This window comes from Paenibacillus sp. GM2FR, from assembly GCF_002803325.1.
Lineage (GTDB): Bacteria > Bacillota > Bacilli > Paenibacillales > Paenibacillaceae > Paenibacillus_AQ > Paenibacillus_AQ lautus.
In genome coordinates this window covers 35,718-60,800 of sequence record NZ_MKZM01000009.1, presented here as the reverse complement: position 1 = coordinate 60,800, position 25,083 = coordinate 35,718, and the positions used below count along the sequence as shown (strand labels likewise).

28 protein-coding genes are annotated in these 25,083 nt (G+C 50.4%); 10 read left to right on the top strand and 18 right to left on the bottom strand.

What is annotated here, in order from left to right:
* Positions 1-400: 400 nt before the first annotated feature.
* Positions 401-1,162, bottom strand: coding sequence for an SIMPL domain-containing protein (locus tag PAEVO_RS21455; RefSeq protein WP_100539584.1), 762 nt, complete (start codon positions 1,160-1,162; stop codon positions 401-403).
* 326 nt (positions 1,163-1,488) lie between these two features.
* Between PAEVO_RS21455 and PAEVO_RS21450 the strand changes: the two genes are divergently transcribed.
* The gene (locus PAEVO_RS21450; RefSeq protein WP_243390924.1) at positions 1,489-2,877 is read left to right on the top strand and encodes an amino acid ABC transporter substrate-binding protein/permease; all 1,389 of its coding nucleotides are present in this window, start codon (positions 1,489-1,491) and stop codon (positions 2,875-2,877) included.
* Positions 2,870-3,598, top strand: a complete 729-nt coding sequence (locus PAEVO_RS21445; protein WP_100539582.1) for an amino acid ABC transporter ATP-binding protein — start codon at positions 2,870-2,872, stop codon at positions 3,596-3,598. The genes PAEVO_RS21450 and PAEVO_RS21445 overlap by 8 nt, the downstream gene beginning before the upstream one ends.
* A 1,138-nt stretch (positions 3,599-4,736) precedes the next feature.
* On the opposite strand, the gene PAEVO_RS21440 is transcribed toward PAEVO_RS21445, so the two are convergent.
* The 8 genes from PAEVO_RS21440 to PAEVO_RS21405 all read right to left on the bottom strand — a co-directional run bounded on the left by PAEVO_RS21440 (position 4,737) and on the right by PAEVO_RS21405 (position 12,889).
* A complete protein-coding gene (locus PAEVO_RS21440) occupies positions 4,737-5,816 on the bottom strand; it encodes a HAMP domain-containing sensor histidine kinase (protein ID WP_100539581.1) in 1,080 nt (359 codons plus the stop codon).
* On the bottom strand, positions 5,816-6,496 hold the full coding sequence (locus PAEVO_RS21435) for a response regulator transcription factor (protein ID WP_100539580.1): 681 nt from the start codon (positions 6,494-6,496) through the stop codon (positions 5,816-5,818). Before PAEVO_RS21435 ends, PAEVO_RS21440 begins: the two co-directional genes overlap by 1 nt.
* Before the next feature lie 29 nt (positions 6,497-6,525).
* The gene (locus PAEVO_RS21430) at positions 6,526-8,334 is read right to left on the bottom strand and encodes an ABC transporter ATP-binding protein (protein ID WP_100539579.1); all 1,809 of its coding nucleotides are present in this window, start codon (positions 8,332-8,334) and stop codon (positions 6,526-6,528) included.
* A 337-nt stretch (positions 8,335-8,671) separates the two neighbouring features.
* Entirely contained in the window at positions 8,672-8,941 is a 270-nt protein-coding gene (locus tag PAEVO_RS21425) for an HPr family phosphocarrier protein (RefSeq protein ID WP_006207570.1), read from the bottom strand.
* 102 nt (positions 8,942-9,043) lie between these two features.
* Positions 9,044-9,973: a DNA-binding protein WhiA gene (gene whiA / locus PAEVO_RS21420; protein WP_100539578.1), complete on the bottom strand. Its 930-nt coding sequence runs from the start codon at positions 9,971-9,973 to the stop codon at positions 9,044-9,046.
* A gap of 5 nt (positions 9,974-9,978) precedes the next feature.
* Complete coding sequence (locus tag PAEVO_RS21415; RefSeq protein WP_174819264.1) at positions 9,979-10,920, bottom strand: gluconeogenesis factor YvcK family protein; 942 nt, start codon at positions 10,918-10,920, stop codon at positions 9,979-9,981.
* Positions 10,921-10,977: 57 nt separating this feature from the next.
* The gene (gene rapZ / locus PAEVO_RS21410) at positions 10,978-11,886 is read right to left on the bottom strand and encodes an RNase adapter RapZ (RefSeq protein ID WP_071219481.1); all 909 of its coding nucleotides are present in this window, start codon (positions 11,884-11,886) and stop codon (positions 10,978-10,980) included.
* Positions 11,887-11,938: 52 nt separating this feature from the next.
* A complete protein-coding gene (locus PAEVO_RS21405) occupies positions 11,939-12,889 on the bottom strand; it encodes an ROK family glucokinase (protein ID WP_098741335.1) in 951 nt (316 codons plus the stop codon).
* A 311-nt stretch (positions 12,890-13,200) separates the two neighbouring features.
* On the opposite strand from PAEVO_RS21405, the gene PAEVO_RS21400 reads away from it, so the two are divergent.
* The 8 genes from PAEVO_RS21400 to PAEVO_RS21365 all read left to right on the top strand — a co-directional run bounded on the left by PAEVO_RS21400 (position 13,201) and on the right by PAEVO_RS21365 (position 19,287).
* On the top strand, positions 13,201-14,124 hold the full coding sequence (locus tag PAEVO_RS21400; protein ID WP_100539577.1) for an ABC transporter ATP-binding protein: 924 nt from the start codon (positions 13,201-13,203) through the stop codon (positions 14,122-14,124).
* Positions 14,125-14,126: 2 nt separating this feature from the next.
* Positions 14,127-14,873 carry an ABC transporter permease gene (locus PAEVO_RS21395; RefSeq protein WP_100539576.1) on the top strand — a complete coding sequence of 249 codons (747 nt, stop codon included), beginning with the start codon at positions 14,127-14,129 and terminating at the stop codon, positions 14,871-14,873.
* A gap of 20 nt (positions 14,874-14,893) precedes the next feature.
* A complete protein-coding gene (locus PAEVO_RS21390) occupies positions 14,894-16,123 on the top strand; it encodes a sensor histidine kinase (RefSeq protein ID WP_100539575.1) in 1,230 nt (409 codons plus the stop codon).
* The gene (locus PAEVO_RS21385; protein WP_100539574.1) at positions 16,056-16,667 is read left to right on the top strand and encodes a response regulator transcription factor; all 612 of its coding nucleotides are present in this window, start codon (positions 16,056-16,058) and stop codon (positions 16,665-16,667) included. The genes PAEVO_RS21390 and PAEVO_RS21385 overlap by 68 nt, the downstream gene beginning before the upstream one ends.
* Positions 16,668-16,840: 173 nt before the next feature.
* Positions 16,841-17,209, top strand: a complete 369-nt coding sequence (locus tag PAEVO_RS21380; protein WP_207797519.1) for a GntR family transcriptional regulator — start codon at positions 16,841-16,843, stop codon at positions 17,207-17,209.
* A gap of 5 nt (positions 17,210-17,214) precedes the next feature.
* The gene (locus PAEVO_RS21375; protein ID WP_100539572.1) at positions 17,215-18,093 is read left to right on the top strand and encodes an ATP-binding cassette domain-containing protein; all 879 of its coding nucleotides are present in this window, start codon (positions 17,215-17,217) and stop codon (positions 18,091-18,093) included.
* Entirely contained in the window at positions 18,086-18,775 is a 690-nt protein-coding gene (locus PAEVO_RS21370; protein WP_100539571.1) for a hypothetical protein, read from the top strand. The genes PAEVO_RS21375 and PAEVO_RS21370 overlap by 8 nt, the downstream gene beginning before the upstream one ends.
* Before the next feature lie 59 nt (positions 18,776-18,834).
* The gene (locus tag PAEVO_RS21365; protein WP_100539570.1) at positions 18,835-19,287 is read left to right on the top strand and encodes a hypothetical protein; all 453 of its coding nucleotides are present in this window, start codon (positions 18,835-18,837) and stop codon (positions 19,285-19,287) included.
* 91 nt (positions 19,288-19,378) lie between these two features.
* Here the strand turns inward: PAEVO_RS21365 and PAEVO_RS21360 are convergent, their stop codons facing one another.
* From PAEVO_RS21360 to PAEVO_RS21325, 9 genes are all read right to left on the bottom strand, one after another.
* Complete coding sequence (locus tag PAEVO_RS21360) at positions 19,379-20,392, bottom strand: serine hydrolase domain-containing protein (RefSeq protein WP_100539569.1); 1,014 nt, start codon at positions 20,390-20,392, stop codon at positions 19,379-19,381.
* A gap of 159 nt (positions 20,393-20,551) precedes the next feature.
* Positions 20,552-20,746: a hypothetical protein gene (locus PAEVO_RS21355; RefSeq protein WP_100539568.1), complete on the bottom strand. Its 195-nt coding sequence runs from the start codon at positions 20,744-20,746 to the stop codon at positions 20,552-20,554.
* Between the two features lie 270 nt (positions 20,747-21,016).
* Positions 21,017-21,826, bottom strand: coding sequence for a DUF368 domain-containing protein (locus PAEVO_RS21350; protein WP_100539567.1), 810 nt, complete (start codon positions 21,824-21,826; stop codon positions 21,017-21,019).
* A 63-nt stretch (positions 21,827-21,889) separates the two neighbouring features.
* Entirely contained in the window at positions 21,890-22,066 is a 177-nt protein-coding gene (locus PAEVO_RS33920; protein WP_165789728.1) for an NRT1/PTR family MFS transporter, read from the bottom strand.
* Between the two features lie 105 nt (positions 22,067-22,171).
* Entirely contained in the window at positions 22,172-22,921 is a 750-nt protein-coding gene (locus PAEVO_RS21345; RefSeq protein ID WP_100539566.1) for a DUF3891 family protein, read from the bottom strand.
* Positions 22,922-22,947: 26 nt separating this feature from the next.
* Positions 22,948-23,151, bottom strand: coding sequence for a DUF4177 domain-containing protein (locus PAEVO_RS21340; RefSeq protein WP_006207549.1), 204 nt, complete (start codon positions 23,149-23,151; stop codon positions 22,948-22,950).
* Between the two features lie 64 nt (positions 23,152-23,215).
* Complete coding sequence (locus PAEVO_RS21335) at positions 23,216-23,677, bottom strand: NUDIX domain-containing protein (RefSeq protein WP_100539565.1); 462 nt, start codon at positions 23,675-23,677, stop codon at positions 23,216-23,218.
* Between the two features lie 189 nt (positions 23,678-23,866).
* Entirely contained in the window at positions 23,867-24,343 is a 477-nt protein-coding gene (locus tag PAEVO_RS21330; protein WP_100539564.1) for a hypothetical protein, read from the bottom strand.
* 46 nt (positions 24,344-24,389) lie between these two features.
* Complete coding sequence (locus tag PAEVO_RS21325) at positions 24,390-25,007, bottom strand: cytochrome c oxidase subunit 3 family protein (protein ID WP_243390886.1); 618 nt, start codon at positions 25,005-25,007, stop codon at positions 24,390-24,392.
* Positions 25,008-25,083: the final 76 nt, after the last annotated feature.

Below are 25,083 nucleotides of genomic sequence, written 5' to 3'. Positions count from 1 at the left end.
CCCCTTCTTCAAAATGCGACCTAATCCATGTGTACATTCCTGCTAACCAGTATGCACAAAAACGTTCCCCACTAAGAAGAAACGGTCATACTGCCTATCGTGCTCAGGTTGGCAGAATCCGTTTCTTAAGGGTGGAAGCGTCTAGAAGTCTCTACTAAGAAAAAAAAGCCATATCCATGGGTATGGCTTTAACGTTTAACATAAAGTTCAGTTTTTCGCATATTCACTATACCTCGTTTTCCCCCTATACACAACACTTTTCTGCGTATTTCGACAGGGGAAGGCACGGATATGGGACCGGATTATGGTATTTCATTTTCCGAATAGGGATGCACAAAAAACCGTTCACCCGGAAAGACCAGGATGAACGGTTTTCAGTATTCTTAGTCGAAAACAGCTGCTATTTCAGCTCATATTGCACGTACAGCTGCGTCGAGATTTTGATTTCGCCCGGCTTCACGGATGTGTTGGCGCCCGCGTCCGCTGCAGTAGACTGTGCTTCCATCGCCATTTTTTCGAGGCCATAGATGTTATCTACACCAACTGAACCTTCCACAATGTTTAGCACGATACCCAGCTGGCGCTTGGAGGCCTTTGCCATAGCTTGGGCTTTCAGGTCCGCATTCGCCATGGCTTTATCTATCACTTGAGCTTCGAAGGCATCACGGTTCTCGACCGAGAAACGGGCGTTGCCAATGGAATTAGCGCCGGCATCGGACGCTGCATCAAGCAGATCGCCCACTTTGCTCAAGTCGCGAAGGGTGACTTCCAGGGAATGATAGGCGCTGTAATTCTTCACTTTACGTCCATTATCATCGGAATACGTATAGTTAGGTTGGACATAGAACTGTTCGGTTTTGATATCCTTGTCATCAATCTTCCATGTTTCTTTCAACAGCTTCGTAATCTTATCCATTTTCTGTGCATTGCTCTTCTGTGCGGATTTTGCGGTTTCCGCATATGATTCAGCCCCGATGGAAAGATATACGATATCTGGCTTCACCGAGATCTCGCCTTTACCGAGTACGGTAAGAAGGTTTTGCTGTGCCGCCTCCGCCGCATGCACCTCGGTTGCCCCGCTCAATCCTACTAAAGCCGTACTTCCAGTCAACAGTGCACCTGCAATCATGATGGAACCTACTTGTTTGACCCATCTTTTCATTATTGTCAGCCTCCTTCAATATTGGCATCGCTGCCATGCTTGCCTTACCCTTCTAACGTGGGGGCATTGGTAAATGTTGCATCCGGAACGGAGCGTTTTAAAATTTTTCTTCAACTTATTTTAATACGCCCCTGTTAATTGGTATATCTAGGCATGATTGGTTGATTAGCAAAATAAGATACCCAATGAAGAAGGCAGTAACTGTTTAATAAGGAAGCCTTAATGGGTAACTAACTTACATCGGTGTTTAAAAAGAGGAGGTCACTATGAAATCATTGCGGATGTTATACGCGTTCATGTCACTGCTGCTACTCATGGCAGCGGGCATGCCATACGGGACGGCAAGCGCCGCGGCAGAGCCAGCCTCCGGTAAAACCTATCAGATCGGAACGGACATTACGTTTGCCCCGTTTGAATTCCAGGATGCAAGCGGCAAATTTGTCGGTATCGACATGGATCTGCTGGATGCGATCGCGAAAGATCAGAACTTCAAATATGAGATCAAGCCGCTCGGCTTCAATGCGGCAGTTCAAGCGCTGGAAGCCAACCAGGTGGACGGAGTCATTGCCGGCATGAGCATCACGGATGAGCGGAAGCAGAAATTCGACTTCTCCGATCCTTATTTTGACTCAGGTGTGGTCATGGCCATTCGCAAAGATCAGGAGTCCATCAAAGGGTATGAGGATTTAAAAGGAAAAAAAGTCGCCGTTAAAACCGGTACGGAGGGCTACAGCTTTGCTGAATCCATATCCTCCAAGTACGGATTCACCATCGTGCCTTTTGACGATTCGGCCCAGATGTATGACGATGTCAGGACTGGCAATTCTGTTGCCTGTTTTGACGACTTCCCCGTGCTGGCATACGGAGTCGAGCAGAACAACGGACTGAAGATCGTTACGGATATGGAGCCCGGCGCTTCCTACGGATTTGCCGTCGGCAAGGGACGGAACCAGGAGCTTCTGGAGAAATTCAATGCCGGCTTGATCAACCTGAAGGCAAGCGGAGAATATGAACGTATTAAGGCAAAATACATTGGCGAAAATGCGGTAGGTGCGGCGAGTCAAAGCCGCTGGGAGCTGGTCGTGGAGTCGCTGCCCTCGTTGCTGAAGGGCCTTGGCAATACGCTGCTGCTGACCATCGTATCGCTGTTCTTTGCGTTTTTCTTAGGATTAATATTCGGTTTTATGAAGGTCGGACGCAATAAATGGCTCCGAGGGATCGCCACCGTATTCGTGGACATTTTCCGCGGCATACCGCTGCTGGTCCTAGCCTTCTTCATCTACTTCGGTATTCCGCAGGCGCTCGGATTCACGATGTCGCCGATCGTGGCAGCGGTCCTGACACTTAGCCTGAATGCCGGCGCTTATGTCACGGAAATTATTCGCGGCGGTATCCAATCCATTGACCCTGGACAGCTGGAGGCTGCCCGTTCACTCGGTCTGCCATACCGCAAAGCCATGATGAAAATCATCATTCCCCAAGCGATTAAGGTTATGATTCCGACCTTTATTAACCAGCTCGTGATCACGCTCAAGGATACGTCGATCCTGTCGGTAATCGGTCTGGTCGAACTGACCCAATCCGGGAAAATCATCATCGCAAGAACGTTCGCTTCGTTTGATATCTGGCTCGTGGTGGCCATCATGTATCTGGTCGTGATCACGATTCTGACCAAAATTTCTGGCCGTCTGGAAGGGAAGGTGCGTCATGGATAAAATCCGCGTAGAAGGACTGAAGAAGAACTTTGGCACGAACGAGGTGCTGAAGGGCATCAACATGCAGGTCCAGGAAGGCGAGGTTGTTTGTGTCATCGGACCTTCGGGCTCCGGCAAAAGCACCTTCCTGCGCTGCATCAATCGACTGGAGGACATTACGGCAGGCAGGGTGTTCGTGCATGACAAGGATATCAATGACCCTAAAACAGACATCAACAAGGCACGGGAGAATATCGGGATGGTGTTCCAACACTTTAATCTGTTCCCTCACTTCAACGTGCTGAAGAACATTACATTTGCCCCGGTGGAGCTGGGCAAGCAGAACGCGTCCGAGGCGCGTGCCACGGGGCTAAAGCTGCTGGAACAAGTAGGCCTGTCCGATAAGGCGGAGGCCTTCCCAAGCCAGCTTTCAGGCGGTCAGAAGCAGCGTGTGGCGATCGCCCGGGCGCTGGCGATGAATCCGGACATCATGCTGTTTGACGAGCCGACTTCAGCACTGGACCCGGAGATGGTCGGCGAAGTGCTCGGCGTCATGAAGGATCTGGCACGCGAAGGCATGACGATGATGATCGTCACGCACGAGATGGGCTTTGCCCGCGAGGTTGCCGACCGGGTGATCTTTATGGATGGCGGGTATATCGTAGAGGAAGGCCCGCCGGAGGAAGTATTCGGCAGACCGAAGCATGAGCGTACGATCAGCTTTTTGGAGAAGGTGCTGTAATCATACAGCTAACCTATCTTTAACAAGCTGCTGCCGTGCGGCTGCATCATCCGTGCGCACAACTCCCTGTGCGCACGGTGCGTGGCCCTCGGGGTGTGCTTGGCATGGCAGCACGCACCTTGCGGGTTGCTCCTTGTGTGTACTGCTCTCTGTGCGGTCTGCTCCCTGTGCGCACTGCTCCCTGTGCGGGCTGCTCACTGCTCCCTGTGCGCACTGCTCCCTGTGCTCACTGCTCCCTGTGCGCACTGCTCCTTGTGCGGGCGCTCACTGTGCGCACTGCTCCCTGTGCGCACTGCTCCCTGTGCGGGCTGCTCCCTGTGCGGGCTGCTCCCTGTGCGCACTGCTCCCTGTGCGCACGGTGTGTGGTCCGGAGCAGGCTTGGAGGGCTGTCGACTAGATTCAAGCAGTAACCAGTGACCCTTCCGGCTAGCCCGTTAGGGTGAGACTAACATACGGATAGTAATGGCATGTGCATTAAAATTAGAGTCGACTGCGGTGGTCGTGCGGTGGCTGCACGCTGCTTTAGTGGAGCTAACGGACCGAGAGTACCTTATTTGAGGGAAAATGGCGGTTTTCCGGAAACTTCCGGACCAAGGATCCGTTATTCCTTCCAAAAGGCGGCATTTACCTAAACAAACCCTAAAATAACGGATCTGGAGTCCGTTATTTTAGAATACGGCGCTTAATTCGGCAAATAAGGTCATTGGTGTCCGCTAAATTCGCGACCGCTTTAGCTAATTCACCTGCTTTAACCCAACTCGGTGAGTTTGTCCATATCGCATCACGCACAGCTCAAACAGGAGTAGGGGCGATCATAGCCCTTACTCCTGTTCTATGGACATATCCGGTTCAAGTTGTTCCAGATATGGCGGGTAAGCAGCCATCTCCTCACACCTTAGTTCTAAATCTGCTTGGGAACATCCCCGAAACAGTCCTAATTCTCTATACCTTCCCGCCTTCCTGGAGGAGAGTCACACGATCAGCGCCCTTTTTATGTCAGCTCCCCACGTACTTCATTAAACCCATCTATTCTTCATATCCAAGCCCATCTAATCTTCATATTCGAATCTTCATATCCAACTTCATGTCCATGTCACATCTTCACGTACAATTTTAATGTCAAACCTTCACTGCTCAATCAATGCTTCGTATCCAGAGATCGCTTATAAGGCACCATCACGGTAAACGTTGAACCCTTTCCTAGCTCGGATTGGACCGTTATCTTCCCCTGATGAATATCGACGATCCGCTTCACGATGGATAATCCCAGCCCACTGCCGCCAGCGGCGCGATTGCGCGATTTATCGGCTTTGTAGAAGCGTTCGAATATATGCAGCTGATCCGACTCCGACATCCCGACTCCCGTATCCGATATCGTAACCTCGGCACCGTCTTCCCCTGCTTTCAGCACAATCGTGATCATGCCGTCTTCGGGCGTGAATTTGATGCTGTTGTGCAGCAAATTGGTCCACACTTGACTCAGCAGATCCTCCGTGGCCTCAATCTCTACCTCAGCGAGGTCCAGATCCACCTGAATCCGCTTCGCCAGCCATTGCGGTTCATTCGCCAACACGACCGCACGCAGCTGCCCGTCGAGCCGGTAACGCGCTCTTTCGAATGCCGGCTGCTCTCCTTCCAGGGATGACAGCTTTAACAGATTGTCACTCAGCTGCGACAAGCGGCGGCTCTCTCCTTCGATAATCTCCAGGTAACGGGCTCTCTTCTCCTCCGTGAGGCGGGGATTTCGGAGCGCCCTTGCAAACCCCCGAATCGAAGTAAGCGGGGATTGGATTTCATGGGACACATTAGAGATGAAATCCTGACGCATGGTCTCCATCCGCCCCAATTCGCCGGCCATGTCGTTAATGCCGCTCGCGATCATCTTGAACTCCCCGCGCCATTCATTTTCGTTCATCTTTACATTGAAGTCCCCCTGCGATATCCGCCGCATGGCATCCGTAATGGAATTCAGCATGGCCATTTGCCGGTGCTTGAAGAACATGCCCACGACCAGCATGCACAGGAAGAAGATGATCACGCCGACAAACAAGTCGATCAGCTGGATGACATAATCCCACGGCGGGGTTCCCGTCCAGGTGTAAACAAACCGAGTCACATAGGTCGCCGCTGTCCATGACGCTCCCAAGACCGCGAAGACCAAGATCGTCTGAAGTGTTTCTCGAACGATCTTCCACAAGATTTTGGGCGTTTTTTTCATCAGCCCTCACCTGCTTCCAGGCGATATCCCAGCCCGCGCACCGTTCGAATCCTGAACCGGTACTTCTCCTCTGGGAATCGCTCCCGCAGCCGATTCACGTGAACGTCCAGCGTGCGTTCGTTCCCTTCAAAGTCATAACCCCAAATATCCTCGATCAGCCGGTCGCGCGGCAACGTGCTCCCCGGGTAACTGGCCAGCTTGAAGAGCAGCTCGAACTCCTTCAGCGGCAGGGTAAAGACCTCATCGCCCGCCTTGACCTCATAGGTTCTGCGGTTCATCTGCAGCTTGCCGATGGTCACCGTCTGTGATGCGGCTACCTGATACCGCTTCAGCAGCGCTTTGACGCGAACGACGAGCTCCGCAGGCTCGAAGGGCTTCACCAGATAATCGTCGGTACCCAGCTCAAAGCCCTTTACGATCTGTCTCGTTTCTCCTTTGGCCGTCAGCATCAGCACCGGAATACCGGTGTTCTTCCGGATCTCCCGGCATAACTCCCATCCGTCCATATTCGGCATCATGATATCCATCACGACCAGATCGACGGATGTCTGATCCATGACGGATAAGGCCTCGACGCCGTCCGAGGCTTCGAACACCCCTTCCATCCCCGCTTCCTCCAGGAACACCTTTATGAGTTCGCGGATATTCGGGTCGTCGTCCACTACCAATATTTTTGCCATGGTGGCCATCCCTTCTTCCCCAGCATCTTCTAGGCGCCCTTAGGCTCGACCGTTTCATTCATCTGCAGCTGCTGCACGGCAAACTCTCTATACATATCATGCTGCTCAATCAATTCATCATGCGTTCCCCGTCCGGTTACCGTTCCTTTTTCAATGAAAATAATTTGATCCGCTCCTACAACCGTGGATAATCGGTGCGCAATAATAATTGTTGTCCGTCCAGCCATCAGGTTCTTAAGCGCCTTCTGCACTTCAATCTCGGAACGGCTGTCCAGGCTGGAGGTGGCTTCGTCCAGCATCAGAATCTTCGGATCCCGCAGCAGGGCTCTGGCGATGGCAATCCGCTGCCGCTGGCCCCCGGAGAGCTTCACGCCCCGTTCACCCACATCCGTATCAAAACCATGAGGCAGCTCGTCGATAAATCCATCGGCGTAGGCCATTTCTGCCGCTCTTCGGATCTCCCCATCGCTCACTTCCCGGTCCATCCCATAACATAAGTTGTCACGGATGGTTCCCGCGATCATGGGACTATCCTGTGAGACATAGCCGATCAATCCGCGCCATGAGCGTAAAGAGAACGTATCAATCGCCGTTTTGCCCAATCGGATCTGTCCTTTTTGCGGGAGGTAAAAACGCTCCAGCATGGAGAACAGCGTCGTTTTACCGCCGCCACTCGGGCCCACCACTGCCGTGACCGTGCCCGGCTCCATCTGAAAGCTTATATCATGCAGTACCAGCTCATCCGGCTTGTAACCAAACGAAAGATTCTCGATGGACACCCGCTGATTCGCGTTCACCACATCGCTACCTGCCGAAATGGACTCTTCCTCTGCATCCAGGGTTTCCAATATTCGCTCCGTTGCTCCTTTGGCCTTCTGAAACTGGGTAAAAAACGTCGTCAACTGCGTCATTGGCATCACGATCTGAATCAGATACAGAATAAACGCAACCAGCTCGCCAGCGGTCAGTGCCCCTGTCGATACCTGAAGTCCGCCATACCCGATGACAACCACCAGCAGCATCATCAGCACGAAGGACATCAGCGGAGCGATCCAGGCGGATACCACGCCTTCCTTGATCCCGAAATTCAGCAGATTGGTGATACCTTTATGCCCATTCTCATACTCTCTGTCCTCAGCGTTAGAAGCTTTAACCAGGCGAATCTCCGACAGCACCTGACTGATATTCGCCGTAAACGTCGCCGTCTCGTCTTGCATGCCAAGCGATATTTTGTACATTTTCTTGCCAAGCGGCACAAGGATCAGCGCTGCAATCGGAATGACGATGAACATCGTCAGCGTCATCTTCCAGTTTAAATAGAGGAGCACCCCAATGGAACCGACAATGGAGATCATCCCGCTGAAAAATCCGGCCACATGGTCCGATATGAGACTTTTGATCACGCCTGTATCATTCGTCATTCGACTGACCGATTCCCCTGAACGGTTATGATCAAAGTAGCGGATCGGCAGCACAAGCAGCTTTTTCCACAGCCGTTCCCTAAGGGCAGCCACCATCTTCTGTCCGGTATAACTCAGCAAGAAAATCGAAACCCCGGCGGCAATTGTCTGCACTACAAACGCGATTCCAAGCCCGATGATATGGGAAGAATTCATATCCGTTAAGGAGAAGCCATCCACCAGGCTCTTCGTAAACATCGGAATGACAAGTCCGACCAGGGTTGATACCACATTCAGCAGGATGGCTCCAATCAGCAGCAGCATCGGAGGTTTCGTTTCTTTCAACAGCCGGAAGAAGGCCTGCGAACCTGCTTTGCTGCTGCCGGCCGGCTTTTCCTGGGCTATTTCCTGTATAGAAGTATGATCCGTTTCTCTCATCGTTTCCTCTTCCCTTCCATCCCTGTTTATTGTCTGTAAGGAAAGAATAGTTCAACAAGTTAAACTGAAGTTAAACGAAGTCTTACTTTTGGGAAAACAACCTAAAACAACCCCACAAAGTGGAGCCTATGCTGCGATGCTTATTCCAAATGCTTTGCGGGGACCCAAAAAAACTTATGAATTCGTATATGTTGAAAAAGGGCGGATAGCTCCGCCCCTTCTCGAAATCTATTCTTATGTACGCGAAAAACAAGCGAGAATCACAGCAACAAGAACTTGATAGCAAAAAAAGCCTTGCAGTAACAAGACTTTTCTTAAACTTCAATCACGGATACCCTTATTGGTTCTCGAGTTCCTCTTTGCTCACCAAGTTCACGAGTGAAGTAACCGCTTGCTCCGCGTCGGCTCCCTCAGCACTAATGTAAACTTCCGTACCAGAGCTGATCGCAAGGCTCATAATTCCCATGATACTTTTGGCATTTACTTTTTTATCATCTTTTTCAACGAAGATTTCAGATGAGTATTTATTCGCTTCCTGAACGAACAGCGCGGCCGGTCTGGCGTGAAGACCCGTCTTTAACCGAACGACTACCGGGTGCTTTGTCATGAAAATTACCCCCTATCTAATAAATCTGCTGCATTGAAAGCGCGATTGACATTTTATAATATTATACCATTTTACCATACAGGACACTAGAAGAAAAAATTCTTACCCATTCCGAATCTTTTCGGCCAATTCATCGATTTTGCGCAGACGGTGATTGACGCCGGATTTGCTGACGGTTCCTTTAAGCAGCTCGCCGACTTCCTTCAGATTCATGTCCGGATGAGCCAGCCGAATTTCCGCCACTTCCCGCAGTTTATCGGGCAAATTCTCAAGACCCATTTCCCTTTGGAGCAGCTTGATGTTCTCGATCTGCCGGACGGCCGCGCCGATCGTTTTGTTCAGGTTGGCGGTCTCGCAGTTGACGATCCGGTTTACCGAGTTGCGCATATCCCGCATAATCCGGACATCCTCGAACTTGAACAATGCCTGGTGGGCACCGATCAGATTAAGGAATTCGATAATTTTCTCGCCTTCCTTAATGTAGAAGATAAAGCCTTTCTTCCGCTCGATGCAACGTGCGTTCAGATGAAATTCATTCGCCAGGTCCACCAGGGACTGGCAGTGCTCTTCATACATTGAGGCAATTTCCAGATGGTACGAAGATCCCTCCGGATTGTTCACTGAACCGCCAGCCATAAAGGCACCGCGCAAATAGGCGCGTTTACAGCAATTTTTGCGAACGATTTGTTTATCTATCCGCGATTGAAACAGAAAGCCTTCGGAAACGATGCGCAGTTCTTTAAGTATCTCCTGAACCTGAGCGGGAATACGAACGATATATACGTTATTCTTCTTCAAACGCATTTTTTTACGCACCAAAAGTTCAGTATGCGCCTGGAAATGCCTCTTAATTAAGGAATAAATACGTCTTGCAATCGCGGCATTTTCCGTTGAAATATCCAGGATTACCTTTTTGTTCGAAAGCTGAACAGAACCGTTCATCCGAATGAGCGCGGACAGCTCGGCTTTTTCACAGCAGTTCTGGCTTTCGATCATTGTCAGTTCTTTCTTCGTCTGTGCCGCAAAGGACAAGGTACTCACCCCTTTCGTGTAATCCAATCCTGTACCAGCTGAAAAATATGGTTGCTCAGCTTGTCAGCGTCATGCCTTAAGTATGTTCTAAATAGCACAAGCTTATCTGCAATGAGTTTGTACCCTCTGCTGGTCACCTCATCACGATCCAGGAACACGGGCTTTGCCCCCTTCTGGGCATACTTATCCTGAACCTGAGGCGGGATTTCTCCATCATTTACAATAACATAATCGAACAGATGAAGACCAATATGATCGTAAACGGCCTGCAAATGATCGCTCACCGTATAATTATCGGTTTCTCCAGGCTGCGTCATCACATTGCACACGAACATTTTGATCGCCTCAGAGGATACGATGGCTTCAGCAAGCTTGGGAACAAGCAAATTGGGCAAAATACTGGTATACAGGCTTCCCGGACCGATCAGAATCGCATCGGCCTGCTGAATCGCCTCCAGCGCCTCCGGCAGCGGCTCGACATGCTCCGGCTCCAGGAAGATCCGCTTAATGCGCTGTCCAGCCTCCGGGATTTTGGATTCACCGGTCACAATGGAACCGTCCTCCATCTCCGCATGCAAAATAACAGCTTCACCCGCCGCGGGCAGCACCTGTCCACGAACAACAAAAACCCGGCTCATCTCCTTGACTGCCGTGACAAAATCACCGTGCAAATCCGTCATGGCAGCCAAGATTAAATTGCCGAGGCTGTGCCCGGCCAGTCCCGAGCCATTCTTAAAACGGTATTTCAATATATCGGATAACAGCGGCTCCACATCGGCAAGCGCTGTAAGTACATTTCGAATATCTCCCGGGGGCGGCATCTGCAATTCGCTACGCAGTATGCCGGAGCTTCCCCCATCATCAGCGACGGTAACGATGGCCGTAATATCGAGCGGCTTTTCCTTGAGTCCCCGCAGCATAACGGACAGCCCGGTTCCTCCACCCATCACCACGATGCGGGGACGCTTTCTAGCTTGCACAGCCACATTTATCACTTCCCTTAATTAATGCCGATCCCGATCAGAATCACGGTGACTCACCGAAACCGTCTCCGTTTCGCTAACGCCCAGCATTTTGCCAAGGTATTCCGCTATCGCAACGGAGCGGTGCTTCCCGCCGGTACAGCCAATGCCGATAATAACCTGGCTTTTGCCTTCCTTCCGATACTGCGGGATCAAGAAATGCAGCATATCGAGCAGTTTGGTCAGAAAAGCCTGCGTCTCCGGCCATTTCATCACGTATTCATATACATCACTGTTCTGGCCGGTATTGGGGCGCAGCTGCTCAACATAGTGCGGGTTGGGCAGAAAGCGCACATCAAACACCAGATCAGCGTCAATCGGAATACCGTATTTAAACCCAAAGGATGTGATATTTACCGATAACGTGCTGCTCTCCAGATGTGTGAAGCGTGAGATAATCTTCTCCTTCAGTCGTACAGGCTTCATATTGCTGGTGTCGATCACCTGAGTGGCCGAATTCTTCAGCTCATCCAACATTTTGCGCTCCAACCTTATTCCGTCAAGCGGCATGCCTTCCGGAGCGAGCGGATGGCGACGGCGGCTTTCCTTGTAACGTTGAACAAGCACGGAATCCGTTGCATCCAGGAACAGAATCTCGCAGTGGATGGTGAAGTGGTCCTTGATGTAACTCAGAGACTCTGAAAGAGCCGTGAAAAATTCGCGGCCACGCAGGTCGATGACCAATGCAACCTTGCCGATCTTACCCTTGGATTGATCGATCAGCTCCGCGAATTTGGGAATGAGCACCGGAGGCAGATTATCGACGCAAAAAAATCCAAGATCCTCCAGACTTTGTACGGCCAAGGTCTTACCTGCTCCCGACATCCCGGTGATGATGATCAGGGTGGCCATGGATGATGTGTTGCTGCCGCGGTTGGCTGCTTCCAGCATCAGCTTTCCCTCCCTTATAAGTTTAGATCAGACGATGTATGGTGAATAATGACTATGAACGCAAATGCAGGCCAGCAGCGCCTACAACGCCGGCATCGTTGCCAAGCTCAGCCGGAACGATGCGTACACCTCGTTGAAGCGGCTCTGGTGTCAGCTTCGCAAATACAGCACGGACTTCGTTAAACAGAATGTCGCCGGCTTTGGATACGCCGCCGCCAATAATAAAGGCTTCCGGATTCAACACAGCCGCAACGGCTGCCATGGATTTGCCCAGGTAATACGCTGCGCGATTCACGATCCGAATGGCAACTTCATCGCCGGCTTTTGCAGCATCAAACACTTCCTTCGCCGCAATGCTCTCTACATGGGCAAGGGAAGTACGGTCGCCACGCTCTACGGCATCCTTCGCCATGCGGATAATGCCGGTTGCCGACGAAACCGTCTCCAGGCAGCCCATTTCACCGCATCCGCATTGAATCGCTTCCAAGTCCGGCACAACCGAGATATGTCCAAGCTCGCCAGCCATGCCCCCGAAACCCTGATAAATCTTGCCATTAATAATAATGCCTCCGCCGACGCCGGTACCCAGCGTGTAGCATACGCAGTTCTCAACGCCGCGGCCTGAGCCGCTCCAGGCTTCACCCAATGCAGCCACATTGGCGTCGTTGTCTATTTTGACGGGCTTGCCGAGACGCTCTTCAAGCAGTGCGCGAATCGGTACATCTTTAAATCCTACATTCGGTGCCAGAATAATGATGCCTTCACGAATATTCGTAAAGCCGGCGAATCCAGCTCCCACACCAGCAAGTTGATCCCAGCTGTATGGCGATTCTTCTACAATGTGACGCACATATTTCTCAATGTTGTCAATAACCGTGTCAACGCCTTTGGCTGTTTCCGTCGGCCCCTCATACTTATGCAGAAGATGCCCTTCTTCGTTGCAAATTCCAACTTTAATTGCTGTTCCGCCCAGATCGACACCGACGTAGATGTTCTCAGACATGTTTCAAGCCACCTTTTTCCTTCTATATTATAGATTGCTCCTACTGTACCCACTATAATTGAAGGCACTCCTGCGGTCAAGAGAAGACAACGTTACGGAAAATCGTAAGCAGACCTTTAATCGCGCTTATGTAAGCGCATACAATCCGCCTCGAAACCGCCCTTATTTGTTCATAATCCCCCCCCCTCTAGCCTTCATCAGATCACACATGACAAATGTCACTCCGAAGTGATGACATCCTTTACTAACGGGTATCCCTTCGCTTTCGTATGATGAATTCAGATCATTTCGATGACAGAAGGAGCGATACCATGTCAAAACCAATCCATGAACCTATTGCGGAACTGCGGCAGGTAACCAAAATGTTCGGAAGCAAAAAAGCCGTCAACCAAGTGTCGTTTACGATAGAAAAAGGATCTATCACGGCCATTCTCGGGCCAAACGGAGCAGGTAAATCAACCGCCATCTCCATGATGCTCGGTCTGAAGGACGCCAGCGAAGGCGAGGTCCTCCTGTTCGGTCAAAGCCCGAAGGACTTGAAGGTCCGCGAGAAGATCGGCGCCATGCTCCAGGAAGTCAGCGTCATGGACGGGCTCCGCACACGCGAGATCATCAACCTCATTCGCGGCTATTATCCGAATCCTCTGTCGCTTGACGATATCGCCCTGCTTAGCGGGCTCACAACGGAAGAGCTTAACAAATGGGCTGTCAAAATGTCCGGCGGCCAAAAACGCAAGCTCAGCTTTGCACTGGCGATTGCGGGGAACCCCGAGCTGTTATTCTTCGATGAACCCACGGTCGGCCTGGATACATCGGCACGCCGGTTATTCTGGCAGACGGTACGCAAGCTTGCCGATCAGGGCAAAACAATTCTGTTCACCACCCATTACCTGCAAGAGGCAGACGATATGGCCGACCGCATTGTGCTATTCCACCAAGGTCAGGTTGCTGCAGACGGCACACCGGAAGCGATCAAGGCTAAGCTGACCCGAAGGTCGCTCTCCTTTATCGTCGATGCGAATCACCAGCAGGTCAAGGAGCTGCTTCATGAGGTGCCCGGCGTAACGGATGTATATGAACTGAACGGTCGGCTAAACGCCGTAACGGATAATACGGACACGGCACTAGCGGCTCTGTTCCGGGCCGGGCTGGCCGTACGTGACATCCGCATCGATCAAGGAAGCCTGGATGAGGCATTCGACCAATTAACGATGAATCAAGGGGAGGCCGTATAATCATGACAACCTGGAAACTGATGGCCACACAGTGCAGGATGGAACTGCTCCGGATGGTACGCAATCCATATTATATTTTCTGGTCGCTTGCTATGCCGATTCTGTTCTATTTCATCTTTACACGGGTCGTGAATACGGGAGCCGACGATACCGGACAATGGCAGGCCCATTATCTCATGTCGATGGCATCCTTCAGTGTCATGGGCACCGCCATCATGTCGCTCGGCATACGCCTCGTTCAGGAACGAGTCCAGGGCTGGGCCGTATACATGCGGGTAACGCCGCTTCCCGGCAGCGTGTATTTCTTTGGCAAAATGTTTGTGCAGACGGTCATGCATCTGCTCTGCATCATTGTGATTTTCGTAGCCGGCTATCTGATTAACGGCGTCTCCCTCACCTTCGGACAATGGCTGCTCAGCGGTCTGTGGATTCTGATCGCATCCGTCCCGTTTCTTGCCATCGGTACCCTGATCGGCTCCATGAAACGGGTCGATACGGCAAGCGGTGTCAGCAACGGCATCTACTTAGGGCTGGCCGTGACGGGTGGGATGTGGTTCCCGATCGAGGCGATGCCTTCTATCATGCAAGCTATCGGCAAGTGGATGCCCTCCTACCATTTCGGCGGAGGTGCCTGGTCGATCGTGCGCGGAGAAGCGCCGGGCTTGGATAATTTCATGGTTTTGGCAGGATATTTGGTAGTATTTATGTTACTATCCACCTATATTCGGAAAAAACAACAAGCCGATTAAGGGGTTAGGATGATGGCTTTATGAAAAAATTGAAAGACGCGAAATCTGCAGGGTTTGAGGTGTTTCCAACGCAATTGGGGTTTTTCCCCTATTTATGGCTCATTTATATATCCCTGCCCGTGATCAACATGATGAGCGAACAAGGATGGAAGATGGGGATCGGCTTTACGCTTATTGCCTTGTTTCTCGTCACGTACCGCCAGCTTTACTTCGCCGCCGGCACGCCTCGTTTCTTTGCGTGGCTGGGCGTTCAGATGTCCATCATTTTCATTCTCTGTATGTGGTACCACCCAACCTACATGTACATGGGCTTCTTTACGGCCAATTTCATCGGCTGGTATACCGACCGGCGTAATTTCACGATCTCCCTCGTATTGTTCGGCATCATCGAGACCGTTCCTTTAATCAAAAATGCGAGCATGCTGGGCTGGAAGGATCTGGTGTTCATGATTCCTTTCTTTCTCATCATGCTATTCTCACCCTTCGGTATCCGCTCACTGAACCGGCGGCAGGAGTTGGAGAAGGAGCTCGCGCAGGCTAACGAGCAGATTCGGAATCTGATTAAAGGCGAAGAGCGGATGCGTATCGCCAGAGATCTTCATGATACCTTGGGGCATACCCTCTCCCTCATCACGTTGAAGAGCCAGCTTGTCGAGAAGCTGGCAATGAAGGATCCCGAGAAAGCCCAATTGGAGGCCCGAGAGATTCAGAACACCTCGCGCGCGGCGCTGCGCCAAGTGCGTGAGCTGGTATCCGATATGCGGACCGCCACCTTGCCCGAGGAATTGGTAGAGGCCCAGATCATTCTGGAGAGTGCCGATATCCGGTTTATCTGCAGCGGCGATCCAAAGCTGGACGGAATATCCGACCTAGCCCACAATATTCTGAGTCTCTGCTTGCGGGAGGCCGTAACCAATGTGGTGAAGCACAGCCAGGCAAGCCAGTGCCGGATTGCCATTGAGTCGCTTGATAATGAGTGGCGTCTTGAGGTGGCCGACAATGGAGTGGGTCTTCAATGCAAGGAAGAGGATGCATCCTCCTCCAACAGTAATGGCCTGAAAGGCATGGTGGAGCGACTGTCCCTCATCGGAGGCACCGTTGAGGCCAGCTCCGACCAACAAGGCACGATATTGGACATTCGTGTTCCGATCATCATCAAGAACCGGAAGGAGGACACATCCCATGAGCATCAAAGTGCTGATCGCCGAGGATCAGCGAATGCTGCGCGGCGCTCTGGCTTCCTTGCTTGATTTTGAAGACGATATTGATGTGATTGGTCAAGCCGGCGACGGCGATGAAGCTCTATCCCTGATTGCATTGCATCAACCCGATGTATGCCTGCTGGATATCGAAATGCCTGCGCGCAGCGGTCTCGAAGTGGCAGAGGAAGTGAAGCTGCGCGGTTATACCAGCCGGGTCATCATCCTGACCACGTTTGCCAGACCCGGTTATTTCGAGCGGGCCGTACAGGCGGGGGTTCAGGGATACTTGCTTAAGGACGAGCCCAGTGAACGGCTGGCGGAAGCCATCCGCCGGGTAATGGATGGACGGCGGGAGGTCTCCCCTGAGCTCGTATTCGGTACGCTTTCGGGTGCGGGTGCCAACCCGCTGACCGAACGCGAACGGGAAGTGCTGCGGTTGGCTGCAGACGGTAACAGCTCCAATGAAATTGCGTCGAAGCTCCACTTATCCTACGGGACGGTCCGCAACTATATGTCCGAGATTTTAAGCAAGCTGAATGCCAAGAACCGGATCGAGGCCATCTCGATGGCGGAAGAGAAGGGCTGGATATAGCCTCCTTGTTGCTTGATCACACACCTTCCCCTCGTCTTGAAGAGACGAGGGCTTTTTATACTTCACAGCGCAAACAGGCCCATTCGGGTCTGTTTTTTTCTTTTTGATTGACACATCCTCCCATCCGGCATTATAGTATGTTACAAGACTAACATACCGACAGGGTGATATCCATGAATTCCAGGTTTGACGAAGGACAGCCGATTTTTCAGCAAATCGCAGATATGATTGAAGATGACATATTGAACGGGACATACCAAGCGGATGATCAGATTATCTCGATGTCGCAGTTCGCGAGTACTTTTCAGGTCAATCCCGCAACAGCTGTAAAAGGCATTGCCCTGCTTGTCAATGAAGGGATTTTGTACAAGAAAAGGGGGCTAGGCATGTTTGTTGCAGCAGATGCCAAACAGATCATATTGACCAAACGACAGGATCGGTTTTACAACGAACTCGTATTGAAGCTGCTTGATGAAGCCGAAAAGCTTGAATTGACCACCGAGGATGTTATTGAAATGATCAAACAAAGAGATAGGAGATGAGCGGGATGAACGCAATACTTACCTGTTCCAACCTGAGCAAGAGTTACGGGCGTACGGAAGCGGTCCGAAATCTCGAGCTCCAGTTGGAAGAGAATACGATCTACGGTCTGCTGGGCCGCAATGGCGCCGGAAAGACTACGCTTCTTAATATGATGACGGGCGGATCTTTTCCCGACTATGGCAGTATTCAGGTTTTGGGGGTAACGCTTAAGAGTGGGGAAACTCCCAAAGGAATCTGCTACGTTAGAGAGAAAAATTTGTTCTTCGGCGGTGCCAAGGTGATGGATGTGTTGCGCCTGGCTTCGGCCTTTCACGAGAACTGGGATTGGGACTATGCCCAGAGCCTGCTGAAGACATTCAAGCTAAACCCGGACAAAAAAATCCGTCAGCTATCACGGGGAATGGAATCTCTGGTCGGAAACATAATCGGTCTGGCGAGCCGGGCCCCGATCACCGTATTTGATGAACCGGTGCTGGGATTGGATGTACTCATGCGAGAGAAATTTTATCGCGTCCTGGTTGAGGATTATGCCAATCATCCCCGGACCATCCTGCTCTCGACCCATCTGATTGATGAGATCGCAACCGTCGTTGAGAAAGTCTATATCATGGATTCCGGCGCTATGTTATTGCATGACGATGTTGACCATATCCGCGCCAATTCTCATCTGTTGACCGGGAACCAGGAGCAAATCGAACAATTTACGAAGGATCGTCACGTGATCTATAAAGAATCTTACGGTAAGGGTTCCTTAACCGCGATATATGGAGCCATTCATGAGGCAGATCGTACACAAGCCAACAAGCTTGGTATTGCTATTGACGGTTTACCGCTGCAAAAATTTTTCTCCTATTTAATCGAAGGAGGGCAATCCATTGAATAAGACCACCGCACTCATGAGGGCTTCATTTCTTCAGCTTCGACCTTATCTCTTGGTAATGCTCGGCACCATTGCGATTAGTATGATTGCAAATGTGATCATAAGCCTGTCTCTTGGAGACAGTTCGGAGAATACGCAGGTGTCTGCGGCCAACCTCCTTACGGTGTTCCTGTTATTTGTAGGCAGTGTACTCCCGGCAGGCTTGTTCCGGCGGGTGATGAATTTAGGAGCTACTCGAAAAGAATATTATATTGGCATGCTCCTGGTTTACTCCATTTGGTCCGCCATCTTTGCTGTCCTCAATATCATCTGGCTTCAGGTGGAGATCGGCTTTATACGGCAATATGAAAATACCTTCAACATCCTTGAAATCTTTGGGTGGAATCAATTCGGAATCGTTGGCATGTTCTTCTATCAATTCGGAGCGTACCTGCTACTTATTTCGTTACTGAATCTGCTGTTTTCCGGTCTGCGTCATGTACTGGGCTGGGTAGTCTGGGTGGTATTTATTGCGGCAATCCCTATCTTTACATCCATTCCTTCACTCCGGCATACGCTGGCTGATGGCTTGCTGGCCCTTCTCTTCAACGATTCGCTGCTGCAAGGACTCGGACTCACGCTGATCATCTCCCTCGTTCTGCTCGCAGGAGGCTGGTGGTTCACGGCCAGACGCACCATCGTTTAAGCTTGTTTCTCCTAACAACGCGTTATTGGATCATTCTAACACGAAAGGAATGATGGATCTTGAAAAAGGATGCTGTCCCCCATGAAGTGTTCCAGTCTTTTCTGTTATGGATCATTGCCATTGGTGCAGGGGTATTCGAGATGACCCTGGCTGTCATCGATTCGATATCCAGCCTAACGGGTACTGGAATTGTCGGTATTCTCATTCAAGTAGCAGCACGAACAATGATGTTCGCTGTCCTTGTCTACATCATGTTCAGAATGCTTCGAGGTAAAAATTGGGCGCGTATCGCACTGGCTTTGTTTTTAGGCGGGTTTGGCATTCTCTCCCTAATCATTGACCCCATTAAATGGCTCATTACAGGAGGTTCCCTTTGGAACGCTTTCGCTAATGCAGACAATATTTCCATACTATTTGCCTCCAGCCGTACCCTTCATATTATAGCCGTTGTTGCAGCCTTGGTTTTTATGTTCCGACCCGCGGCGAATCGGTACTTCAAAGCTGAAACGTAACCAACCCACCAACACCGGCTTGATCTTGGGATCCACAGAACAACAGCCCCTGGCCTATTCAAGGCCTGGGGCTGTTTCATGTAGGTCAAGCTCATTTCAACCATTCTTCCTCGATGAACTGCATCATTTCAAAAGCGCCACCACCGGCATTGGAAGCCACTACAAGGGTATAACCGGTAGCCGGATAATAGGCAGACCGAAAATTCACACCCGGATCATAGCCCATGACGTGGTATTTAAACACATCCTCATTTCTCAAGCTAATCCACACGCCAAGTCCATAATGCAGGTCACTGTCCGGAACTTGCATTTGTGAAGCCAGCAGCTTCTCTGTCATGGATGCGGTGAGCAGCGTATTATTCATAAGCGATTTCCATAACTTCACCATGTCCGGTGCCGTCACATACGCCCCGCCATCGGCATAACCTTGAATCGGAATGGCATACTGGTTCGTTCTCCACGTGCCGTCTTCCTCATCAATATACCCGTAAGCCGTATTCGCAGGCAGACGATCCAACGGGAAATAACCTGAGTCCTGCATGTCGCACGGCTGAAATACATACTGCTGGACATAGTCGCGAAACGGCATTCGGGCATGCTGTTCAACGATCAAGCCAAGCACCACAAATCCTGCATTGTTGTAATGAAATCTTTCGCCGGGCTGAAATTTCATGCGCTCATCCTGGAACAGAGGAAGGAAATCCCTTCCGTTCCGGAGTGTATACATGGGAACCGCTTTCCACAGATCTTCAAAATCATCCATGATCTCTTCATCAAAATAATCCGGAATACCCGAGCTGTGGCTCAACAAATGAAAAACGGTAATCTCCGGGCTAAAATGAGGCAGTGAAATATCCAGGCAATCGCCTAGCTTGCTGTCCAGCGACAGCTTGCCCTGTTCGATAAGCTGACAAACCGCAATAGCGGTAAACAGCTTACAGCCTGAGGCAATGCCAAACCTGGTGTCTGCTTGATTCGGGATGCGATCGGCCCGGTTTGAATAACCGAAGGCACCGTCCCATACGATGTTGTCATTTTCATCTGTTACGAGCACAGCTCCCGAAAACCGGATGCTGGCGGCAAATTCCTTCATTTTATGTATCATCACGAACCCCATCCCTTATCTGGTTAGGGGTATTTTAACATGATTCGGGATGAGGGTCTCGGTACAAGATCAGTATAATGAAATATTCCCCCTCATCACTTGATGAACGCTTCGATCACAGTCTTCTAGTGGGGATTATAAAATGTATTCGTTTCTATCCTAATGTCTCCACATCATCAGCAGGATCACCGGGACCGCAAAAATAAGAAGCCCGGCACCAATCATCGAAGCAACCTGCAGCATGAATGTGTGCTTGGTTGGACCAAACGTCTGCAGCATTCCGCATTGAGCGCATCTGTTAGAGGCAGGGTGTACCTCGCCGCCGCAGCTGACACAATTCCCATTATTCCTCATGAATAACGCTCCTTTACTTGGAAAGACAACATCGACATCTAAGCATTTCTTTATCGTTTAACATGTCTTATGGACGGAATCCTCACGGATCCTATCCATGAGCACTTTAGTAAAATTCATTTAATTGTGAATATTATCACATAAATGCGATAACAAGTAAAGGCATAAATGATTTATATTCCATCTCAACCCTCCGCTCCTCCAGTGCAGCGTTGCTCCGTGCCAATATAAAAACAGGAAGCCTGCGGCTCCCTGTCTTATACTTCATTCTTATTCTTTTCTACCCATGAATACTGCTACGATAAGTCCCAGCAGCAAGGTTCCAATACTGGTAGCCATCATACCCGTTCCGGATGGAATTCCCGGAAACACGATAACAATAGATCCTAATATCAAGCCAATAATAACGGCATACGTCATACGCGGGAAACGGTCAAGCAGGTACCGAATCAACCGGCTGCTAACCACGAAGCCAATCACCACTCCCGCCCCAATGACAGCTATAATCCCTATATTTAATGAAGAAAGTGCTGAGATGGCAGTCGAATACACGCCCAGAAGGAGAAGTACAAACGACCCGCTAATGCCAGGCAGCAGCATCGCCATGCTGGCCAACCAGCCGGATAAGAACAGTCCGATCCCGTTGGACCAGGTCAGTGTCGATATCGGATCGGATGTGGCATCCGTTCTGAGAAAGGCCGTTGAAGCCAATAAACCCGCTGCCACTATCAACACGACCACATGCACGGCTTTGAATTGGGTTCTCGCCTCCGCTTTACGCAGAATAAGAGGCAACACCCCTAAAATCAATCCCGTAAAGAAAAACTGGGTGGGCTCATAATAGCTTGCCAGCAGGTATTCAATCAAGCGGCTCAGCAACAATAGAGCTGCTCCAATTCCAACGCCAAGCGGAATCAAAAAGCCCAGCTGCTTCTTCCATTCCCTGCTGAAAAATCCGCTGATAGCCGCGAGCAGACGATCATAGATACCCAGCACGACAGCAATCGTGCCGCCGCTTATACCTGGAATCAGGTCACTGATTCCCATCAGCACACCCCGATAAAGGTTCTTCCATTCCATCAAAATCATACTCCTCCTGCCTTACAAAATGAATCTTATCGTGATAGCCCTGCGAAGGAGGTTTTACTTGTTCTTGGCATGCAATACCAAATTCCCTACTCCACCAATCGCAAACAACAGTGAAACGATTCCAAATCCCCATTGCCAAGAGCTTCGATCTGTAATGAAAACGACCACCAAGAACGCTATCGCGGCCAAAAAATTAAACAGCGCAACGATCAAAAATTCCTTTTTCTTCATTATTCATCCTCTACATTCCTACAGAATCAAATCTGTTCAGTCTACAAACCACTGTGGTGATCATATCATATTTTTCCCTTATGAAGTATGATCGTTTATATGAACTTACGGTACAAAAGTAACCGTCTGCTCCGTCCACGCCGCATCATCAAATGCCTTGGCCACTCCCTGTTCATCAATCTTCGCCTTCAACACATATTTCCACTTCACCGAAGCCGACCATGGCTGTTCGAACAGAAACGGACTCAATCGAATCTCGTGCTCGCTGGCCCATGCCGCCATAACCCGTTCCCCATCGATCGACATATCAAAACCCTCTTTAAACCAAGGATGCTCCTGATCCTTGGAAACACCGGGTGCATTCATGTTTACATAGAGCGAGATATCATCGCACAGTTGCAGCAGGCCAAACTGCCTGTTAACCACGTCTTCATCGGGAAATGGAAATTGATCACGCAGCCGTTTTTGCCGATCCAACTCTTCATGGTAGAATTCCACCAGCGGCGCTTCGGTCGCATTTTTCATAAATGACGCAAAATGAAGGCTGCAGAGATACCCTGCATAAGGACTCATCGCTTCGATCTCATCAACACCCTTCGTATACATTAGCATTTTTGGCAGGACCGGATAATCGATAAAAGTGAACGGAGTCCGGCTCTCGTCATTCCAGATCGGTGTATCATCCATCCGAAGCCAAGCGCGGTCATGCTCGGTTATAGCCAGCAGTACTTCTTCCAATACAGACTCATCCATAAACAGGTCTCGCCGGAAGCCCCGGGCAACATCCCCCGAGAATCGGCCATGGTCATCCTGGGCCGTCATGACAAAAGCATCCTCTGTCTCGCGAATGATCATCAGATCGTCTCCCCTCTATTCCTTCCTTACCCCAGATACGCTCTTCGCTTCATTACGGCAATGATGTCTCTGGACTGGCCTTGATGCACGCTCGTATCAAAACACGAGATCAATTCCCAGCCGTCAATCCCGTAGCTGTTCAATAAATCCTCGAATTCCTCCTCGTTTACCTTGCCTCCAAGGAATCCTCCGGTTTTGTATTTCAGCGTTTTGTATTCCCATTGATCCATATTCAGCATCCTCCATCATCCATTGATTTTTGACCACAAACTTCAAGAATCTCTGTAAATAAAATTAGTTCGTATCGCCAACATAGCAAACCACGGGGCGCGCAGCCTTATCCTGAAGTGGCTTGACCAGGGAGCGAGGGTATACTCGAATCTCATCCAATGCGGACAGATCGATCCATTCCACACCCACCTGATATTCATCCGGGTTATGGCCAAGAAAGGTATCCCCTGCATCTGCCAAGCTGCACTCAAAATAAAACTCCACTTGGTGCACGTCGGAATCCCATTCCGCGAACTCGTGGTTGGACCCTATGTATTCACGGACATGCAGCAGATCGCGAACTTCAACCTTACGTCCGATTTCCTCCTGGCACTCTCTAATCACCGCCTGCACCAAGGTTTCCCCCTTCTCTTGTCCGCCTCCAGGGAACAGATAGAAGTCCCCCAAATGGTCTACGTTTTTTGTTAGAAGAATGTGATGATTCCGCATAATAACGGCCTTGGCCGAGTTTCGTATCGGTTTCATGGGCTGTCTCCTTATCGTATCGGTTTCTAGTTCTATTTTCTATTGTAGCAAATATAAATCCTCCATAGGCTAACCTGCAATCCGCATAGATACATGAATATAACAAGCCGGTGTCCTATGAGCACGCTCAAAGAATACCGGCTGTGTTATTGCGCATCGTGAATAAGTCTGCCCATCTCCCGAAGCCATCTAGCGCCTATATGAGCCACTCTGCCGCTTCTTTCGAACAACGGCACTCATCCACACAACGATCAGCAGGATCAGCCCCGCCGCAATCCAATTCTTGATGACTTCCCAAGGAACATAAGACCCGCCATACTCACCCTCATAACGAGCCATGACATAACCTTCCTGCGTCTCAACCGCAAGGGTGGATTCAGGAGCAATTCCTTGGATGGCATAGTATTTCGTTCCCTTTGGGTAAATATTAGAAAAGTTGCCGCCGTAGGTCCCTTCCTGATCCGTATGGTAGGTGACCTTCCCCACCACGTCTCCAAGGGTGGACTCCTCCACGCGGTCCTCTGACACAACAAAAATCTTCCCGTCATTCACGACAAATGGATATGCCCAGGAAGCAACCGCAGCGGGCGAAGAACACATCACCAGCAACAGCAGCGTGAACAGCGATATCGGCATAAGCCGACCCGCACGGCGAATATCAACCATGGTTCACCCCACATTTCAGAGTCATGTTATCTGAAGAACCGGATGGCTATTTCACCTGCTTGCTTCTGCCATCCACGATCAGCTCGATGCCCGGCTCGTTTATTCCGCCCGAAACACCGTATGAAGCATCGATTTGCTCTGTTGAACCCTCGAAGGTTTCATGGACCTGCACCACCCCTCGTGGCCGAACCGTAACCACCTTAGGCTTGAAATCAACCATCCTCCCGCCAATATCAACGCTTAGCGGTCGTACCGTAACCTGTTGCTCGGTGCCATAGCTGTAAATATGAATCTGGCAGTGTGCCCGAATAGCATCGTCCTCTGTACGATAGTCGCATTTGCTGTCTTTTTTGGAATAGGCGACGGTGGATATTCCGCTCGAATTGAAGTTCGCCACAAACATGGCGGACTCCGATACGAATGGAAAAACAACGATCCATGCGACGCAGCCGATCATCACCCGGCTCATGATCTTCGGATAACGGGGGCGATATATGCGGACCACCCACAGGATACCGACCATCAACAAAATTAGACCGGTAATTACAGGCAGATGAAAGCCATAATTGCCTTTCTTAGTCCATGGCGAGACCCCTGCCCAGCGGAACAGATCATCCCCGAACGAATAGCCCAGATGCTGGTTGGAAATAAACAGCAACCCCACGATGATTGCGGAAATGGAGAGGATTTTACCTTTCAGTTATATCTCCTCCTTGTGAACCCGTTTTCCACATTATAAC

What these genes read in the sequence shown, in the direction of transcription:
- PAEVO_RS21455 (WP_100539584.1), bottom strand. Translation starts at nt 1,162, where the DNA reads ATGAAAAGATGGGTCAAACAAGTAGGTTCCATCATGATTGCAGGTGCA.
- PAEVO_RS21450 (WP_243390924.1), top strand. Translation starts at nt 1,489, where the DNA reads ATGCCATACGGGACGGCAAGCGCCGCGGCAGAGCCAGCCTCCGGTAAA.
- PAEVO_RS21445 (WP_100539582.1), top strand. Translation starts at nt 2,870, where the DNA reads ATGGATAAAATCCGCGTAGAAGGACTGAAGAAGAACTTTGGCACGAAC.
- PAEVO_RS21440 (WP_100539581.1), bottom strand. Translation starts at nt 5,816, where the DNA reads ATGAAAAAAACGCCCAAAATCTTGTGGAAGATCGTTCGAGAAACACTT.
- PAEVO_RS21435 (WP_100539580.1), bottom strand. Translation starts at nt 6,496, where the DNA reads ATGGCAAAAATATTGGTAGTGGACGACGACCCGAATATCCGCGAACTC.
- PAEVO_RS21430 (WP_100539579.1), bottom strand. Translation starts at nt 8,334, where the DNA reads ATGAGAGAAACGGATCATACTTCTATACAGGAAATAGCCCAGGAAAAG.
- PAEVO_RS21425 (WP_006207570.1), bottom strand. Translation starts at nt 8,941, where the DNA reads ATGACAAAGCACCCGGTAGTCGTTCGGTTAAAGACGGGTCTTCACGCC.
- PAEVO_RS21415 (WP_174819264.1), bottom strand. Translation starts at nt 10,920, where the DNA reads ATGGGTGGAGGAACCGGGCTGTCCGTTATGCTGCGGGGACTCAAGGAA.
- rapZ (WP_071219481.1), bottom strand. Translation starts at nt 11,886, where the DNA reads ATGCTGGAAGCAGCCAACCGCGGCAGCAACACATCATCCATGGCCACC.
- PAEVO_RS21405 (WP_098741335.1), bottom strand. Translation starts at nt 12,889, where the DNA reads ATGTCTGAGAACATCTACGTCGGTGTCGATCTGGGCGGAACAGCAATT.
- PAEVO_RS21400 (WP_100539577.1), top strand. Translation starts at nt 13,201, where the DNA reads ATGTCAAAACCAATCCATGAACCTATTGCGGAACTGCGGCAGGTAACC.
- PAEVO_RS21395 (WP_100539576.1), top strand. Translation starts at nt 14,127, where the DNA reads ATGACAACCTGGAAACTGATGGCCACACAGTGCAGGATGGAACTGCTC.
- PAEVO_RS21390 (WP_100539575.1), top strand. Translation starts at nt 14,894, where the DNA reads ATGAAAAAATTGAAAGACGCGAAATCTGCAGGGTTTGAGGTGTTTCCA.
- PAEVO_RS21385 (WP_100539574.1), top strand. Translation starts at nt 16,056, where the DNA reads ATGAGCATCAAAGTGCTGATCGCCGAGGATCAGCGAATGCTGCGCGGC.
- PAEVO_RS21380 (WP_207797519.1), top strand. Translation starts at nt 16,841, where the DNA reads ATGAATTCCAGGTTTGACGAAGGACAGCCGATTTTTCAGCAAATCGCA.
- PAEVO_RS21375 (WP_100539572.1), top strand. Translation starts at nt 17,215, where the DNA reads ATGAACGCAATACTTACCTGTTCCAACCTGAGCAAGAGTTACGGGCGT.
- PAEVO_RS21360 (WP_100539569.1), bottom strand. Translation starts at nt 20,392, where the DNA reads ATGATACATAAAATGAAGGAATTTGCCGCCAGCATCCGGTTTTCGGGA.
- PAEVO_RS21355 (WP_100539568.1), bottom strand. Translation starts at nt 20,746, where the DNA reads ATGAGGAATAATGGGAATTGTGTCAGCTGCGGCGGCGAGGTACACCCT.
- PAEVO_RS21350 (WP_100539567.1), bottom strand. Translation starts at nt 21,826, where the DNA reads ATGGAATGGAAGAACCTTTATCGGGGTGTGCTGATGGGAATCAGTGAC.
- PAEVO_RS33920 (WP_165789728.1), bottom strand. Translation starts at nt 22,066, where the DNA reads ATGAAGAAAAAGGAATTTTTGATCGTTGCGCTGTTTAATTTTTTGGCC.
- PAEVO_RS21345 (WP_100539566.1), bottom strand. Translation starts at nt 22,921, where the DNA reads ATGATCATTCGCGAGACAGAGGATGCTTTTGTCATGACGGCCCAGGAT.
- PAEVO_RS21340 (WP_006207549.1), bottom strand. Translation starts at nt 23,151, where the DNA reads ATGGATCAATGGGAATACAAAACGCTGAAATACAAAACCGGAGGATTC.
- PAEVO_RS21335 (WP_100539565.1), bottom strand. Translation starts at nt 23,677, where the DNA reads ATGAAACCGATACGAAACTCGGCCAAGGCCGTTATTATGCGGAATCAT.
- PAEVO_RS21330 (WP_100539564.1), bottom strand. Translation starts at nt 24,343, where the DNA reads ATGGTTGATATTCGCCGTGCGGGTCGGCTTATGCCGATATCGCTGTTC.